The sequence below is a fragment of the Streptomyces sp. NBC_00158 genome (genome assembly GCF_045160885.1).
Taxonomy (GTDB): Bacteria; Actinomycetota; Actinomycetes; order Streptomycetales; family Streptomycetaceae; genus Streptomyces.
Genome location: NZ_CP108161.1, coordinates 2615403 through 2632131, shown reverse-complemented (window position 1 = coordinate 2632131; position 16729 = coordinate 2615403). Strand labels below are relative to the sequence as shown.

General features: G+C 72.8%; 15 protein-coding genes. 10 read left to right on the top strand and 5 right to left on the bottom strand.

Annotation, left to right across the window (positions count from 1 at the left end; all coding sequences use genetic code 11):
- Positions 1 to 134: 134 nt before the first annotated feature.
- Entirely contained in the window at positions 135 to 1502 is a 1368-nt protein-coding gene (locus OG553_RS11870) for a carbohydrate-binding protein (RefSeq protein WP_405978958.1), read from the top strand.
- Between the two features lie 87 nt (positions 1503 to 1589).
- Here the strand turns inward: OG553_RS11870 and OG553_RS11865 are convergent, their stop codons facing one another.
- Genes OG553_RS11865 through OG553_RS11855 form a run of 3 tightly spaced genes read right to left on the bottom strand, consistent with a single transcriptional unit; the run spans position 1590 to position 5521 of the window.
- Positions 1590 to 2609: a YdcF family protein gene (locus OG553_RS11865; RefSeq protein ID WP_405978957.1), complete on the bottom strand. Its 1020-nt coding sequence runs from the start codon at positions 2607 to 2609 to the stop codon at positions 1590 to 1592.
- 48 nt (positions 2610 to 2657) lie between these two features.
- Positions 2658 to 4238 carry an amidohydrolase family protein gene (locus OG553_RS11860; RefSeq protein WP_405978956.1) on the bottom strand — a complete coding sequence of 527 codons (1581 nt, stop codon included), beginning with the start codon at positions 4236 to 4238 and terminating at the stop codon, positions 2658 to 2660.
- 2 nt (positions 4239 to 4240) lie between these two features.
- Positions 4241 to 5521, bottom strand: a complete 1281-nt coding sequence (locus OG553_RS11855; RefSeq protein WP_405978955.1) for an amino acid deaminase — start codon at positions 5519 to 5521, stop codon at positions 4241 to 4243.
- 259 nt (positions 5522 to 5780) lie between these two features.
- Between OG553_RS11855 and OG553_RS11850 the strand changes: the two genes are divergently transcribed.
- Positions 5781 to 6188: a RidA family protein gene (locus OG553_RS11850; protein ID WP_405978954.1), complete on the top strand. Its 408-nt coding sequence runs from the start codon at positions 5781 to 5783 to the stop codon at positions 6186 to 6188.
- Between the two features lie 58 nt (positions 6189 to 6246).
- Here OG553_RS11850 and OG553_RS11845 read toward each other — a convergent pair whose 3' ends face one another.
- Both OG553_RS11845 and OG553_RS11840 read right to left on the bottom strand, forming a co-directional pair.
- Positions 6247 to 7578, bottom strand: a complete 1332-nt coding sequence (locus tag OG553_RS11845) for a M14 family zinc carboxypeptidase (protein WP_405978953.1) — start codon at positions 7576 to 7578, stop codon at positions 6247 to 6249.
- Between the two features lie 137 nt (positions 7579 to 7715).
- Positions 7716 to 9410: a chitinase gene (locus tag OG553_RS11840; RefSeq protein ID WP_405978952.1), complete on the bottom strand. Its 1695-nt coding sequence runs from the start codon at positions 9408 to 9410 to the stop codon at positions 7716 to 7718.
- A gap of 371 nt (positions 9411 to 9781) precedes the next feature.
- On the opposite strand from OG553_RS11840, the gene OG553_RS11835 reads away from it, so the two are divergent.
- Genes OG553_RS11835 through OG553_RS11800 form a run of 8 tightly spaced genes read left to right on the top strand, consistent with a single transcriptional unit; the run spans position 9782 to position 16727 of the window.
- Positions 9782 to 10651 (top strand): hypothetical protein, encoded by an 870-nt coding sequence (locus tag OG553_RS11835; RefSeq protein ID WP_405978951.1) that lies wholly within the window; start codon positions 9782 to 9784, stop codon positions 10649 to 10651.
- A 39-nt stretch (positions 10652 to 10690) separates the two neighbouring features.
- Positions 10691 to 11392, top strand: a complete 702-nt coding sequence (cpaB, locus tag OG553_RS11830) for a Flp pilus assembly protein CpaB (protein ID WP_405978950.1) — start codon at positions 10691 to 10693, stop codon at positions 11390 to 11392.
- A 7-nt stretch (positions 11393 to 11399) separates the two neighbouring features.
- Entirely contained in the window at positions 11400 to 12692 is a 1293-nt protein-coding gene (locus OG553_RS11825) for a CpaE family protein (RefSeq protein ID WP_405978949.1), read from the top strand.
- A gap of 3 nt (positions 12693 to 12695) precedes the next feature.
- Positions 12696 to 13061, top strand: coding sequence for a TadE/TadG family type IV pilus assembly protein (locus tag OG553_RS11820; protein WP_405978948.1), 366 nt, complete (start codon positions 12696 to 12698; stop codon positions 13059 to 13061).
- Between the two features lies 1 nt (position 13062).
- Positions 13063 to 13524, top strand: coding sequence for a TadE/TadG family type IV pilus assembly protein (locus OG553_RS11815; protein ID WP_405978947.1), 462 nt, complete (start codon positions 13063 to 13065; stop codon positions 13522 to 13524).
- Positions 13525 to 13526: 2 nt separating this feature from the next.
- Positions 13527 to 14873, top strand: a complete 1347-nt coding sequence (locus OG553_RS11810) for a CpaF family protein (RefSeq protein WP_405978946.1) — start codon at positions 13527 to 13529, stop codon at positions 14871 to 14873.
- Positions 14870 to 15808 (top strand): type II secretion system F family protein, encoded by a 939-nt coding sequence (locus OG553_RS11805; protein ID WP_405978945.1) that lies wholly within the window; start codon positions 14870 to 14872, stop codon positions 15806 to 15808. Before OG553_RS11810 ends, OG553_RS11805 begins: the two co-directional genes overlap by 4 nt.
- Positions 15809 to 15836: 28 nt before the next feature.
- Positions 15837 to 16727: a DUF5936 domain-containing protein gene (locus OG553_RS11800; RefSeq protein ID WP_405983019.1), complete on the top strand. Its 891-nt coding sequence runs from the start codon at positions 15837 to 15839 to the stop codon at positions 16725 to 16727.
- Positions 16728 to 16729 lie beyond the last annotated feature (2 nt).

Genomic DNA, 16729 nt, shown 5'->3' with positions numbered 1-16729 from the left:
CCGCCCCATGAACGCACCCCGGGGACCGGGGACGCCCGGCCATAACACCGGGGGAGGGGCCAACCGGCAGCTCCCGTACGCCGGTTCGGATTCCTACGGTTTCGGTGACCCCCACTGAACCGAGGAGATCCACCATGCTCAAGCGACACGCCCGCGCGGCGTGTACCGCCCTGGCCGCCGCCGGGCTGCTGCTGGCCGGCACCACCGCCGCCGGGGCCGCCACCCCCACCGCGGACCCGGCCGCCCCGCAGAAGTCCGCGACCGCCACCCTGCGCCCCGGCGACGCACCCGCCGAGCTGCTCACCGCCCTCCGGCGCGACCTCGGCCTGACCCCCACGCAGGCCAAGGACCGGCTCGCCCACGAGGCCGAGGCGGGCGCCACCGCCGCCCGGCTGCACGCCCGGCTCGGCGCCGCCTTCGCGGGCGCCTGGGTCGAGGGGGCCGACTCCGCCACCCTGACGGTGGCCACCACCCGCGCCGCCGACGCCGCCGCGATACGCGCGGCCGGGGCCGAGGCGAAGCTGGTCACCCGCTCCCTGGCCGACCTCGACGCCGTGAAGGCCGGACTGGACCGGGCCGCCACCGCCGAGACCCCCGTCCGGTACGTCGACCCGCGCACCAACACCCTCGTCATCGAGGAGACCCGGCCCGGCGCGGCCGCCGCCCTGCTGGCCGCCACCGGCACCGACCCCGCCCTCGCCACGGTCGTGCGCACCGCCGCCGAGAAGGCCCCGCGCCCGCTGTACGACCTGCGCGGCGGGGACGCGTACTACATGAACGGCCAGGGCCGCTGCTCCGTCGGCTTCCCGATCACCAGGGGCACCACCCAGGGCTTCGCCACCGCCGGCCACTGCGGCCGGGCCGGGACCAGCACCAGCGGCTTCAACCAGGTCGCCCAGGGCTCCTTCCAGGCGTCGGTCTTCCCGGGCAACGACATGGCCTGGGTCGCCGCCAACACCAACTGGACCGCCACCCCCTACGTCAAGGGCAGCGGCGGTACGAACGTCCAGGTCACCGGCTCCGTCCTGCAGCCCGTCGGCGCCTCCGTCTGCCGCTCCGGATCGACCACCGGCTGGCACTGCGGAACCGTCCAGCAGCACAACACCAGCGTCACCTACCCCGAGGGCACCATCTCCGGCGTCACCCGCACCACGGTCTGCGCCGAGCCCGGCGACTCTGGCGGCTCCTACATCTCCGGCAGCCAGGCCCAGGGCGTGACCTCGGGCGGCTCCGGCGACTGCACCAGCGGCGGCACCACCTTCTTCCAGCCGCTGAACCCGATCCTGTCCGCGTACGGCCTGACCCTCAAGGTCACCGGCTCCGACCCGGGCCCGGGCCCGGGCCCCGGCCCGCAGCCCGGCGGCACCTGGAAGGCCGGCACCGTCTACGCGGCCGGGGACACCGTCACCTACGGCGGCGCCACCTACCGCTGCCTCCAGGGCCACCAGGCCCAGACGGGCTGGGAGCCCTCGGTGGTCCCGGCGCTCTGGCAGAAGCTGTAACCGCAGCTCCAACCGCGGGGGACCCGCGAGCAGGGGGTGCCGTGACGACCAAGGGGGGCGTCGCGGCACCCCCGCACGGAACGCGCGTCAGAAGTAGGTCACGGCCGAGAGCGTCGCCACCGCACCGATCGCCACCAGGACCCCGCAGATCGACAGGTTGACCACGCGGTGTTCCCAGAACACCGCGACGAACTCGCGCAGGGTGGCGCTCGGCAGGAAGTAGCGGGCCGTCGGCGAGCCGACCACCTGCCCGTTGACCCCGGTCTTGCGGGCCAGCATCGCCGCCCGGAAGGCGTGGAAGTTGTTGGTGACGACCACGCACCGGTAGCCCGGCTTGTCCGCCAGCATGATCCCCTTCGAGAAGAGCATGTTCTCCTCGGTCGTGGCCGAGTTCTCCTCCAGCCGCACGTGCTCCGCCGGGACCCCCTCCGCGATCAGCCAGTCGGCCATGGCCCGCGCCTCGGAGACCCGCTCGTCGGACCCCTTGCCGCCCGAGGTGAGCAGCACCGGCGGGCGCGAGCCGCGGGCCAGCTGGGCCTCGTAGATCTGCTGCCCCTTGCGCAGCCGGGAGGCCAGCAGCGGCGGCACCCGGTCCCCGCCGATCAGGCCGGAGCCCAGCATGACCACGTGGTCGACGTCCCCGCGGACCTTGATCCGGCCGTAGAGGAACGCGTACCCGAGGAAGCACACGAAGATGAAGGCGACGTACGCGACGACCAGGGTCAGGGTCGCGGCCATGCCGTTCAGCAGGGCGGAGCCGGAGAACGGGACGGCGACCAGCAGCGCGATCATCCCGAAGATCCCGAGGCCCGCGAGCATCGACAGCAGGTTGCGCGGGCTGCGGCCCTCCTTGCGGATCATCGTGATGCCGTTGGCGATCAGCAGGCCGCCGATCACCACCGTGCCCACCGCGGGCGCGGCGAAGGCCAGCGCGAAGATCGCCAGGGCCGCCCACGCGGGCAGGGCCGCCACCTTGAAGAGCAGCGTCGCAGCCAGCGTGATGCAGGTCAGGCCGAGCAGTACGGCGTTGCTGAAGCGGCGGCGGTCCTTGAAGACGCTCACGCAGAAGGCGAGGAAGAAGAGGGCGGGGAGGATGAAGACGGCCATGGCGTTCATCGTATGTGTCGGCCGTGAACACCCGGTGGGACCAAAGTCCTAGCCCGCGAACGGGGTTCTGCGCACCGCCCGCCCGGCCAGGACGTCCGTCCGCTTCCCGTCCCGCATGACGAACCGTCCGTCGACCAGTACGTACGGGATGCCCGTGGGCAGTGCGCGCGGCCGCTCGTACGTGGACCCGGCCGCGACCGTGTCCGGGTCGAAGAGGACCAGGTCGGCGCGGAAGCCCTCGCGGACCAGCCCCCGGTCGGGCAGCCGCAGCCGCGCTGCCGGGCGGCCCGACAGGTGGGCCACGCACTCCTCCAGGGAGAGCACGCCCAACTCGCGCACGTAGCGGCCGAGGTAGTGCGGGAAGGTGCCGTACGCGCGGGGGTGCGGCTTCGCGCCGTGCAGGATGCCGTCGGAGCCGCCGGTGTGGACGGGGTGGCGCATGATCGCCCGGACGTTCTCCTCGTGGCCGACGTGCTGGAGGACGGTCGGCCCGAGCCGGTCGTCGATCAGCAGCCGCCGCGCGGTCTCCCAGCCGTCGAGGCGGGTGCCGACGCGGCTCCCGTACGCGGGGTCGTTCGTACCGGAGATCTCCACGGTCGCCCAGTCCACCGGCACCCCGTGGCAGCCGTCGGAGCCCTCCGCCTCCAGCGCGTACCGGATCCGCTCGGAGGTGTCCTCGTCGCGCAGCCGCGCCAGCAGGGCGTCCGGGCCGCCCTCGTGGGCCCAGCCGGGGAGCAGCGCGGCGAGGGTGGTGCAGCCGGGGGTGTACGGGTAGCTGTCGAGGGTGACGTCGGCGCCGTCGGCGAGGGCCGCGTCGAGGAGGGCCAGCAGTTCGGGGGCCCGGCCCTCGTTCTCCCCGAAGTTCATGGTGGCGTGCGCCAGGTGCAGGGCGCAGCCGGCCTCGCGGGCCAGGGTGAGCATCTCGGCGTAGGCGGCGAGCGCGCCGCGCCCGTACGAGCGGTGGTGCGGGCAGTAGTAGCCGCCGTAGCGGGCGACGACCTTGCACATCTCGGTGAGTTCGGCGCCGGTGGCGTACATGCCGGGGGTGTAGGTGAGCCCGGAGGAAAGGCCGACGGCGCCCTGTTCCAGCCCCTCGGCGACGAGCCGGCGCATCCGGTCGAGTTCGGCGGGGGTGGCCGGGCGGTCGTCCCAGCCGAGGGCGTACGCGCGGACGGTGCCCTGTGGGACGAGGTAGGCGGCGTTGACTGCGGTGCCCCGTCCGCCGTGGGCGCGGTCGATCCGGTCGAGGTACTCGCCGACGGTCCGCCAGTCGAGGTCGACGTCGTCCCCGGGGCCGTTCCAGCCGGCGATGGCGGTCCGTACGCCGGCCAGGGTCCGCTCGTCGGCGGGCGCGTACGACAGGCCGTCCTGGCCGAGGACTTCGAGGGTGACGCCCTGGGCGGCCTTGGCGGAGTGGTCCGGGTCGCGGAGCAGTGCGAGGTCGCTGTGGGCGTGCATGTCGACGAACCCGGGGGCCAGGGCCAGCCCGTGGGCGTCGAGGGTCCGCCGCCCGCCGGCCGGGATCCGGCCGACGGCGGCGATCCGGCCCCCGTGCACGGCGACGTCCGCGGTGTACGAGGGCCCGCCCGTGCCGTCGACGACACGGGCGCCGCGTATGACGAGGTCCACGGCTAGAAGAAGGTCCGGACGTACTCGGTGACCTTGCCGTCGGCCTCGACGACCGGGATCAGCGGCCACTTCTCGAAGATGGTGCAGGGGTGCGACATGCCGAGCGCCACCCAGTCGCCGACCTGGACGTCCTCGGCGGATCCGGTCTCCAGCCAGGCGTGCTGGTCGGAGAGCTTGACGACGCGGATGCCGGTGGCGGGGCGTTCGGTGCCGTCGAGGGCGTCGCGGACCAGCTCGGCCTCGGGCAGGCCGAGGTCGTAGGCGATGTCGCGCTTGCCGGCGTTGACGAAGGCCTGGGTGGGGGAGGGGCGGGAGACGACCTGCGTCCAGAGCCGGAAGGCGGGGCGCAGTCCGCCCTCCTCCGGGACCCGGTTGAAGGGGGTCAGGCGGCCGTACCAGCCGTGGTCGTGGGAGACGTACGCCCCGGAGCGCAGCAGCTTCAGCACGGGCCGGGACAGCTCGGGCAGCTCCGCGAACACGTCGGCGACGGCGTCGAACCAGGCGGAGCCGCCGGCGCTGACGACGATCTCCTCGACGTCGGGGCCGAACCGTCCGGCCTTGTCGAACTCGGCGGCGAGCCCGGTGAGCCGGCGCAGCCAGGCGTGCACCTTCTCCGGGTCGGCGTCGGGCACCTCGGCCTCGTAGCCGGCGATGCCGACGAGGCGGAGGGTGTCGGTGGCGGCGACGGCGTCGGCGACGGCCCGGCAGTCCTCGTCGGTACGGGCCCCCGTGCGCGCCCCCTCGCCGGCGCCGAGCTCGACGACGACGTCCAGTACGGCGCCGTGGCCCCGGAGGGCCCGGTCCATGAGCCGGACCCCGCGCACGGAGTCGACGTAGCAGACGAACCGGAAGCCGGGGTCGGCGACGAGCTCGGCGGCGACCCAGCGCAGGGCGGCGGGGTCGACGAGCTCGTTGGCGAGGAAGATGCGCGGGATCCCGAAGGCGCGGTAGACGCGGGCCTGGTGGGGGACGGCGGCGGTGATGCCCCAGGCACCGTGGTCGAGCTGGCGCTCGAACAGCTGCGGGGCCATGCAGGTCTTGCCGTGGGGCGCGAAGGCGAGGCCGTGCCGGGCGGAGTACTCGCCGAGCACGGCGAGGTTGTGCGCGAGCGCGTCGGCGTCGAGGGTGAGGACGGGGGTGGTGAACCCGCCGGCGTACAGGTCCCGCCCCTGCGCGGCGAGCTCCCCGACGGTGAGGCCGGCCGTCTGGGCGTCCGGGGGCAGGCCCTTGAAGCGGTGGTCGACGGGTTCGCCGGCGAGCCGTCGGACTGCGTCGCTGCCCATGGGGTCCTCCTGGGGGGTGGTGCGGATGCGCTGCGCGTTGCCTGTGGTCTACACCGGCAGGGACGGCGGGTCAACGTCCCCCGGTTCCGCCGGGGGTCGGCCGGCCGCCGCGCAGCGGCCCCGCCCGCCCGGCCCCGTCCGGTACGGGTAGCCCGTCCTCGCGAACCGGTCGAACCGGGGCCACGGGGGCCGGCCCCCGCTGACACCATCAGCGGGGGGAGAACACCCCCGTACCGATACGAACGCAGAGGACCCCGACGTGAGCGAGAAGACCGCCGTCACCCCCGAGTCCCACCCCGCCCCGCCCGCGAAGTTCTCGCACGGCGTCCGCAAGGGCAACATCCTCCAGGTCGCCGGCCAGGTCGGCTACCTCCCGCACGTCGAGGGGCAGCCGCCCACCACCGCCGGGCCGTCGCTGCGCGAGCAGACCCTCCAGACGCTGGAGAACGTCCGTTCCGTGCTGGAGGCCGGCGACGCGACCTGGGACGACGTGGTGATGATCCGCGTCTACCTGACCGACACCGGCCACTTCGCCGAGATGAACGAGATCTACAACGCCTACTTCGACGAGCAGGGCGTGAAGGTGCCCGCCGCCCGGACCACGGTGTACGTGGGTCTGCCCGCCGGGCTGCTCATCGAGATCGACGCCCTGGCGGTGCTGGGCTGAGGCACGGGCGGAGGGGCGCCCCCCTGGCGGTGGGGCGCCCCGGCTCAGCGGGTGCGCGCTAGGCGCAGTACTGGGCTTCCTTGCCGATCGAGCGGTACATGCAGTCCGCGTTCTCCAGCAGCTGGAGCACGGCTTCCTTGTTGCGCGCCGTCTCGCGGTCGATCACCTCGTCGGGCGGGTAGAAGCCGCCGCCGCCGTTCGCCGGGTACATCTCGAAGGTGTAGGCGAAGATCTTCTGGTTGCCCCACAGCCAGTCGTCGATCGTGCCGTCGGTGATGTACAGGTCGCTCGACTGTTCGGGCGTGTAGCCGTTGCTGGCGGCCATGCTCGTGCCGATCTTCTTGTACACGGCGAGGTCGTCGGCCGTCAGGCCCGGTGCGGTGTCGTTGTAGGTGTAGCCGAACGGCCACAGCACCAGTTCGCTGTACGTGTGGAAGTCGATCGCGGCCGTGATCTGCTGCTTGCCGCCGACCACCCGGCTGCGGACGAAGTCGGAGACCACCTTGACCTCGGGCGCGGACTCGGCGGCCGGCCCGCGGTAGGTCTCGGAGCTCTTGCTGGTGCTGGAGCCGCCGCAGCAGCCCCACTTGTAGTTCCAGTTGCGGTTCTCGTCGGTGCCGACGTAGGAGGAGCCGCTGTTGGGCTGGCGGTTCTTGCGCCAGGAGCGGTAGGAGCCGGTGGCGATGTCGTACTCGCCGCCGTCCGGGTTGAGGTCCGGGACGATCCAGATCTCGCGCTGGTTGACCATGTTGGTGATCCGGCTCTCGGTGCCGTACTTGGAGCCGAACTCCTTGAGCAGGTACAGGGCCATTTCCACGGTCAGGTGCTCGCGGGCGTGCTGGTGGGCCGTGAAGAGCACCTCGGGTTCGGCCTCGTCCGTGCCGACGTTGTCGCTGATCTTGATGGCGATGAGGTCGCGGCCCTCGTGCGACTTCCCGATGACCCGCTTGCTCATGATCCCGGGGTACTGGGCGATGCGCTGGTCGATCTCGGCCTTCGCCTCGGCGTAGTTGTGGTACCGGGAGTCGGCGGAGGGGAAGTCCATCGGGGTCGCGGCGACCCCGCGCTCGCCGCGGTCCGGCGGGCCGGGCAGCGGGGTCAGCGCGTACCCGAGCGCCCGCAGGCTCTTGGCCTGCATGGGGTCGGCGCTGACCACGACCGAGCGGGCGTCCACCTCGTCGATCGAGGCCCCGGTGCGCAGCAGGGCCGTGCGTTCGGCGGCCGTGGAGGGGCCCTGGATCTCGTACTGGGCGATGGCCTCGTCCTGCGTCGCCGTGGACGGGGTGGGCGGCGGTGCTGCCGTCGCGCTCATGCCGTAGGCGGGTGCGCCGAGCGCGAGCGCCAGCAGGGCCGCCGTGACGGCGGCCCTCCGGCGGGTGTGGAGCCGCATGCGTTCTCCTGGGTGGGAGTGTGGGGGTAGCCGTGCGGACGCGCACAGCGTGCTCTTGTGGCATGTCCCGGTCAATAGCCCCGGGGGTATCCGGCGGGCTCACCGGACCGAATCAGCCACCCCCACACCTCTACCGCCTACGGCAGCCCGTGGACCTTGGGACCCACCGCGTTGGACCAGGTGCTACCCGCCTTGGCGTCCCAGTTGGTCGACCAGGTCATCGCCCCGCGCAGCGAGGGGTAGGTCTTCGACGGCTTGAAGGACCCGCAGCCCGTGCCCCTGGCCAGGCAGTCCAGGGCGTTGTTCACCACGGTCGGGGAGACGTAGCCGCTGCCCGCGCCGCTCGGCGAAGCCGGGACGCCGATGCCCACCTGCGAGGGGTCGAGGCCGCCCTCCAGCTGGATGCAGGCCAGGGCCGTCAGGAAGTCCACCGAGCCCTGGGAGTAGACCTTGCCGTCGCAGCCGTTCATCGCGCCGCTGTTGTAGTACTGCATGTTCACGACCGTCAGGATGTCCTTCACGGCCAGCGCGGTCTTGAAGTACCCGCCCTGCGTGGACTGCATGTCGATGGTCTGCGGGGCCATGGTCAGGACCATGGAGGGGCCCGCCTTCGCCGACAGGGCGCGCAGCGCCTGCGTCATGTAGGTCGGGTTGAGGCCGTTCTCCAGGTCGATGTCGATCCCGTTGAAGCCGTACTCCTGCATCAGCGCCCACGCGGAGTTGGCCAGATTCGTCGCCGAGGCGGAGTCGTTGACCGAGATCGTGCCCTTCTCGCCGCCGATGGAGAGGATGACCGACTTGCCGGCCGCCTTCTTCGCGGCGACGTCGGCCTTGAACCGGTCCACGGTGTAGCCGCCGAGGCCGGCCGAGTCGAGGTTGAAGGTGATGGCGCCGGGCGTGGTCGTGGCGTCGGCGAAGGAGACGGCGATGATGTCGTACTGCGCGGAGACGTCGGAGATCTTCTGGACGGTCGCGCCGTTGTTGAAGTTCTGCCAGTAGCCGGTCAGCGCGTGCTTGGGCACCGACGGGTTCGGGTTCGGGCCGCCGCCCCCGGTGGTGGTGCCGGTGACCGGCGCCGACTTGGGGCCCTCGCCGGCCGCGTTGTACGCGCTCACCTGGAAGGAGTACGAGGTGCCCGGCGCGAGCCCGGTGACCGGCGTGGAGGTGTTCGCCACCGTCTGGACGCGCACGCCGTCCTGGTAGACGTGGTAGCCGGCCGCCCCGCTGACCGCGTTCCACGAAAGGGTGAGCCCGTTCTGGCTCTGGCCGGAAACGGCGGCCCCGGCGGGAGCGCCGGGCAGGCCCGGGCCGGGGTCGGTGGGGCCGCCGCCGTCCGGGCCGAAGACGCTGAACTCGTCGACGGTGTAGGCCGGCTGGCCGTACCAGCCGTGGGTGTAGACGGTGACCTGGGTGGTGTTCGGGCCGGTGGTGAAGGTGGTCGACAGCTTCTGCCAGCCGCCGCCCGAGCCCGGGGTCCAGGTGGAGGCGTCCTGGGCGCCGGTGCCGGTCGCGCCCAGGTAGACGTACGAGCCCTGCACCTGGGTGCTGAGCGTGTACGTGGAATTCGGCTTGACCGTGACGGTCTGGGAGCAGCGGGCGTTGTCCGAGCCCGCAGGGGTGGCCTTCAGGGCGCCCGCCCCGGCGTAGACGGGCGAGGAGACGGAAGCGCCGCTGCCGTTCGAGCAGGACCAGTTGGCGAGTCCGGACTCGAAGCCGCCGTTGCGGACGACGTTGACGTCGGCGGCCTGTGCGGGGCCCGCCGCGAGGGCGGTGAGGCCGCCGGCGGCGAGGGTGGCGGCGAGTGGCAGGGCGAGGGAGCGTATGCGGTTCACGTGGGCTCCGTGGGGGGAGGAAGGGGAGAAGCGGAAGGGGGGAGCTGTGAGGGGGGAGTGGGGTCCCCCGGACCGAAAGCAGGCGCCAGCCAAGTTGGTCCAGACCAATCCCCGTGTCAAGAGTGTTTGCAATGTGGCTTGAAATGGACCCGGCCCCGATCCCTGTTGTCCGGGTTTCCCGCCTCCTGTGACATGTGCTTCCGGCACGGGAATCTTCAAGCCCCTGCCCTGTCAGGGGCGTCGCGGATATGGTGCTCGGGCAAGGGGGAAGGGCGCCGATCGTTTGCGGTCGCGCAGCATGCGCGCGTGCGGAAGTCCGGCCGACGGCCGGGCGAACGGACGCCGCGCGGAGGGTGAACGGGGGGATTCGCGTGCCGACCGCCATCGCTGTCACCAGTGCCGACCTGGTGCTGCCGGCCCCCGACCGGCACACCCCCGGCGCCGCCGTACTGCACCCGCCCGCCGAAGCCGGCCTGGAGGCCGCCCTCGCCGAGACCGGCGCCCTGCTGGAACGGCACGGCCACCTCGTCGCCGTCGTACCGTCCTGGCTGCCCCCGGCCACCGCGCACCGGGTGCGCACCGTACGGGCCATCCTGGAGACCGACCGGATCGCGATCGTCGACACCGACCTCCCGCCGCTGGGCACCGCCGTGCTGGTGCGTCAGCTGCGCCAGCTCACCGTCTGCGACTTCAGCCCCGGGGTGATCGCCTCCGCCGCCCGGCTGCTCTCCCACTACGTGTACGCGGGCGCCCTGCTGGGCTCCGTCGCCAAGCTCGACCGGATCCCCGTCGGCCTCAAGGCGCACGCCCGCTCCTGGTCGCCCAGTGCCCAGTTCGCCGTACTCGCGCACCCGTCACCGCACCTGGCCCGGCTCGGCACCGCCGCCACCGGGGTGGTCCCGGCCGGCCCCGCCTTCGCCACCCACCTCACCTTCGCGCGCGGCCAGCTCTCCTCCGACTGGGTGGCGGCCGAACTGGCCCCCGCCTGGCAGGTGCAGGGCGTCATGGAGAACCCGCTGCCCGCCGACTCCGCCCGCTGGTGGGCCACCCCCAAGCTCGTCGAGTTCGCCGCCGCCATCCCCGACGTCTCCGTGCTCCACCAGCTGGTCTCCTCGGTGCGCCGCGAGGAGTGCGGCTGGTGCGGCTTCGAGCTCATCGGCGACCGCTGCGGCTTCTGCGCCGCCCCCCTGGCCGCACCACCGCCCGAGGTGCCCGCCGCCCGCTCCAGAACCGGATCCTGACCGCCCGAACGAACGAAGAACGGCGAGGTAGTACGGCTCATGAACTCACGCCAGCGCCGCGGCGTCATCCTGCTCCTGCTGTCGGTCCTGTGCGCCCTCGCCGCCTTCGCCGGGGTCCTCGTCGTCATCGGCGACGTCAACTCCAAGGTCGGGGCCGAGGTCGTCGCGTACCGCGTCAAGGGCGACATCGCACCGTACAGCGCCCTGACGGCCGGCCAGTTCGAAGAGGTGAAGGTCCCCAAGCGGTGGCTCTCCGACACCGCCGTCGACGACCTGGGCGCGCTCCAGGGCAAGATCGCGCTCACCACCCTGAAGAAGGGCTCCCTGCTCCAGAGCGACATGTTCGTCGACAAGCCGCAGCTCCAGGCCGGGGAGCAGGAGATCGCCATCATGATCGACGCGGCCACCGGCGTGGCAGGCAAGATCACCTCGGGCGCGAAGGTCAACATCATCGCCACCTTCAAGGGCGCCAAGGAGACCGACCCCTCCCGCTCGGTGATCATCGTCGCCAACGCCCGCGTCCTCGGCGTCGGCAAGCTCACCGCCCTAGACAAGGACAGCGACCGCAAGGGCCCCGCCGAGGCGGTCCCGATCACCTTCGCCCTGAACACGAAGGACACCCAGCGCGTCGCCTACGCCGAGTCCTTCGCGGAACACGTCCGGCTGGCCCTGGTCGCCCCCGGCACCGACTCGGCCCCCGGCCCCACCGACCGCACGTACACCCTCGACGGGGACAAGTGAGGCGCGGATGACCACTCGAATCCTCCCCGCGGCCGGCGACCCGGACGCCGCCCGCTCCATCACGGCCCTGCTCAGCCAGCTGCCCGACGCCGAGCCCGCCCCTCCCGTCCCCGACTCCACCTCCCTCCTCGACATGCTCGGCCGGATGGCCGCCGAGTCCGTCGACGAACTCCCCGAGGTCGTCCTCGTCCACGAGCGGATCGGCCCCGTCCCCGCCCTGGAACTCATCCGCGAAGTCGCCCTGCGCTTCCCGGCGGTGGGCGTGGTCCTGCTCTCCTCCGACGCCGGCCCCGGCCTGTTCTCCGCCGCCATGGACTCCGGCGCGCGGGGCCTGATCGCCCTGCCCCTCTCGTACGAGGAGCTGAGCGCCCGCGTCCAGGCCGCCGCGCTGTGGGCCGTCGGCGTACGCCGCCACCTGGGCGGAGGCGCGGAGGTCTTCACCGGCCCGGGCGGCCGGGTCGTCACCGTCACCGGGGCCAAGGGCGGCGTCGGCACCACCTTCACCGCCGTCCAGTTCGCCCTCGCCGCCGCCGCCTCGGGACGGCGCACGGCCCTGGTAGACCTCGACCTCCAGGCCGGGGACGTCGGCTCCTACCTCGACGTGCAGTTCCGCCGCTCCATCGCCGACCTCGCCGGGATCCAGGACATCTCCCCCCGCGTCCTCCAGGACGCCGTCTACGAGGACCGCACCGGCCTGGCCCTGCTGCTGGCCCCGGCGGACGGCGAGCGGGGCGAGGAGGTCGACGAACGCGCCGCCCGCCAGGTCATCGGCGCCCTGCGCGCCCGCTACGAACTGGTCGTCGTCGACTGCGGCACCCAGGTCACCGGAGCCAACGCCGCCGCCGTGGAACAGGCCGACACGGCCGTACTGGTCACCACGCCCGACGTGGTCTCCGTACGCGCGGCCAAGCGGATGGTCCGCATGTGGGAGCGGCTCCAGGTGCGCAAGGCGGAGGACACCGCGATGGTCGTCAACCGCTGGAGCAAGCACACCGAGATCCAGCCCTCGCTGATCGAGAAGATCACCAAGACCCGGCCGGTCCGCACCTCCGTCCCCGCCGCCTTCAAGGAACTCCAGGCCGTGGTGGACGCGGGCCGGGTCCAGGACCTCGACAACCGCTCGACGGTGAAACAGGCCCTGTGGGCGGTGGCGGGCGAACTCGGCCTCCTCTCGGCACCGGACGGGGCACCGGCCCCGGACCACCGGCGGGGCACGCGCGCGGTCGCGGGCACGGGCGCGGCCCTCGCGGTCCGCCCGCCCGGCCCGGTGGCCCGGCTGCGGCGCGGCCGGGAGGGCTGAGGCGTGCGCCGGGGGCGGTACCGGGGCGGGGACCGGGGACAGGTGGCCCTGGAGTTCGTGGGCATGGTGCCGCTGATCCTGCTGCTCGTCGCGGCGGTCTGGGAGTGCGTACTGATCGGCTACGCGTTCTCCCTGGCCGGCAACGCGGCCGACGAGGCGGCGCGGGCGGGGGCGGTCAAGGGCGGCGGGGCCTGCCAGACGGCTGCCGCCGAGCACATCAGCGGTGCGTGGAACCTCACGACCGAGTGCGGGCCGTCCGGCGACGTGTACAGGGCCACGGTCCAGCTGGAGATCCCGGTCTTCTACCCCGGCCTGAGCTTCGGCCGGATCACCGGCGAGGCCGGTGCCGCCATGGAGAGGGAGAACTGAGATGCCCCGCCACTGCGATCAGCGGCCCGGCCGAGCCGCCCGGCCCGGCCCGGGGCCCGCGCCGGGCGGGCCGCCCGCGCCCGGCGCGGGCGGTCCCGCGGCCAGGGCGGGCCGCCGGGGCGACCGGGGGCAGGTCGCCCTGGAGTACATCGGCTTCGTGCCGATCCTGCTGTTCGTCGCACTGTGCGGGATCCAGCTGGGCTGGATCGCGTACGTCCACGAACAGGCCGACACCGCCGCCCGCACGGCGGCCCGCGTGGAGGCCCGCAAGGGCTCCGGCGGCGCGGCCGCCGGCCAGGCGGCCGTCCGGGGCGGCCTCACGGCCGACGTGGCCATCAGCAAGAGCGCCGACGCCGTCACGGCCACCGTGACCATCCCCATCAACACGATCGTGCCCGGCCTGTCCGTCGACCCGGCCAGGGCCACCGCTGTCATGCCCAACGACGACCCGAAGGGACCGTGACCATGAGCCTGCGTTCCCGGGTCAACACCCCCGACGACCGCCACAGCCCCCGCGAGGACGGCCGGCTCGTCTCCTCCTACCGCGCCAAGCTGCTGGAGGAGATCGACCTCGCCGAGATGTCCGCGCTCGCGCCCGCCGAGCGCCGCGCGCGCCTGGAACGCGTCCTCGGGCACATCATCAGCCGCGAGGGCCCCGTCCTCTCCACCGCCGAGCGCGCCCAGCTGATCCGCCGGGTCGTCGACGAGGCGCTCGGCCTCGGCGTGCTCGAACCGCTCCTCGAAGACGCCTCCATCTCCGAGATCATGGTCAACGGCCCCGACCAGATCTTCGTGGAGCGCTCCGGCCGCGTCGAACAGCTCCCCATCCGCTTCGCCTCGCACGAGCAGCTGATGCAGACCATCGAGCGCATCGTCTCCACCGTCAACCGGCGCGTGGACGAGGCCAACCCGATGGTCGACGCGCGCCTGCCCAGCGGCGAACGCGTCAACGTCATCATCCCGCCGCTCTCCCTCACCGGCGCCACCCTCACCATCCGCCGCTTCCCGCGCGCCTTCACCCTGCACGAGATGATCGCCCTCGGCTCCCTCGACGAGCAGATGCTGCTCCTGCTCTCCGGGCTGGTCCAGGCGAAGATGAACGTGATCGTCTCCGGCGCCACCGGCACCGGGAAGACCACCCTCCTCAACGCCCTCTCCGGACTGATCCCCGAGGGCGAGCGCGTCATCACCATCGAGGACTCCGCCGAGCTCCAGCTCCAGCAGGCGCACGTCATCCGCCTCGAATCCCGGCCCGCGAACGTGGAGGGCAAGGGCCAGATCACCATCCGCGACCTCGTCCGCAACTCCCTGCGCATGCGCCCCGACCGCATCATCGTCGGCGAGGTCCGCGGCGGCGAGACCCTCGACATGCTCCAGGCGATGTCCACCGGCCACGACGGCTCCCTCGCCACCGTCCACGCCAACAGCTCGCAGGACGCCCTGATGCGCCTCCAGACCCTCGCCTCCATGTCGGAGGTCGAGATCCCCTTCGAGGCCCTCCAGGACCAGATCAACAGCGCCGTCAACGTCATCGTCCAGCTCACCCGCTTCGGCGACGGCTCGCGCCGCATCACGGAGATCTCCATCCTCGACTCCCACGGCCGCGAGCCGTTCCGGATCACCACCGTGTGCCGCTACCTCGCCCAGCCCATGGGGGCCGACGGGCGCGTGCACGGCTACTTCGCCTACGCCCCGCTGCCCCGCCGGATCGCGGAGCGCCTCTACATGAGCAACCAGCCCATCCCCCAGGCCTTCGGGGTCGCCCCGCCGGAGGACTACCTCGACCCGCTGACCTCCCGGACCGTGCTGTGACCAACCTCGTCCTCCTCACCCTCGGCGCCACGCTGCTGGCGGGCCTGTTCGTGTCCCTCGGGGTGCACGCGTACTCGGCCGGGCTCGCCCAGCGCGCCGCCCTCATCGACCGGCTCTCCGCGGAGGGCGCCCCCCGGGCCACCGGCCGCAGGCGCCGCTTCCAGGGCCTCGACCGGCGCCTGCGCAGGACGCGGCTGGGCCGGCGCATCGAACTGAAGCTGGCCACCACCGGCCTGGACCTCACCCCGGGCGAGTTCTTCGCGTACATGCTGATGGCCGTCGCCGGCATATGGCTGGTCTCCGCCTCCCTCCTCGCACCCTTCTTCGGCCCGGTGGCCGGCCTGATCGGGCTCTGGGCCGCCAACGCCTTCCTCAACTGGCAGCGCGCCCGGCGCACCGAGCGGTTCATCAACCAGCTCCCGGAGCTCGCCCGCATCCTCGCCAACGCCACCCAGGCCGGACTCGCCCTGCGCACCGCCATCGGGATCGCCGCCGAGGAACTGGAGGCCCCGGCCGGGGAGGAGCTGTCCCGGGTCGCGGACCGGCTCGCGGTCGGCCACTCCATCGAGGAGGCGCTCGGGGAGATCGTCGAGCGGCTCCCGTCCCGCGAGCTGGTCGTCCTCGTCTCCACCCTCGTCCTGTCGGCGCGGGCCGGCGGCGCCATCGTCGGCAGCCTGCGGAACCTGACCGTGACCCTGGAGCAGCGCAAGGAGACGCGCAGGGAGATCCGTACGCAGCTGTCCCAGGTCACCGTGACCGCGTACCTCGTCCCGGCGATCGGCCTCGGCTCGCTGCTCCTCGTCGACACGATGATGCCCGGCGCCCTGGACCGGATGACCGGCGCCTGGATCGGGCAGACGGCGGTGCTGATCGCGCTCGGCCTGTTCACCCTCGGGTTCGTCCTCATCCGCCGCCTGTCGAAGATCGACGTCTGAGGGGCCGGCCGCTGCGATGAACACCTACCTGCCCCTCCTCCTGGCCCTGGCCGCCGCCCTCTCCGTCTTCGGGATCCTGTACGGCGTCCGGCTCTACCGCGCCGACGTCAAACTCCCCACCGACCTCGCCCTCGCCCTGGAGGTCGGCGCCACCCGTACGACCGCCGTCGGCTCGCTCGTCGACCGCCTCGGCATCCGCTGGGCGCCGATGGTGCTGCGGCTCATGGGTCCCAAGCAGGTGGCCCGCAAGCGCCGCCAGATCGACATGGCGGGCAACCCGGCCGGCCTCACCATCGACCGCTACGCCGCCCGCCGCGCGGTGTACGGCTTCCTGGGCGGCCTCGGCGCCCTCGCGATGCTGATGAACGGCAAGCTCGTCCCCGCCCTCCTGATGGTGGCCTTCGGGCTGTTCTGGATCGAGGCCGGGCTCTGGTCGGCGATCCGGATCCGCCGGGACAACATCGAGCGGACCCTGCCGGACTTCCTGGACGTCCTCGCGGTCGTCGTCAGCGCCGGACTGGGCTTCCGGCAGGCCCTCGAACGCGTCGCGGCCAAGTACGAGGGCCCCTGGGCGGACGAGGTCCGCATCACGCTCCAGCAGATGGACATGGGCGTCAGCCGCCGCCAGGCCTTCGACGAGCTGCGCCGGCGCAACGACTCCGAGCAGGTCGCACAGTTCGTCACCGCCCTCCAGCAGGGCGAGGAGCTGGGCTCCCCGATCGTGGAGACCCTGATCGCGATCGCCGAGGACATGCGGCGCACCGACGCCCAGAACGCCCGCCGGCGCGCCGCCCGGGCCGTCCCGAAGGCCACCTTCGCGGTGACCATGTTCATGCTGCCCGGGACCCTGATCCTCCTCGTCTGCGGCTTCGTCTACGGCGCGAACGTCGACTTCGGCGCCCTGCTGGGAGGCGGCTGAGC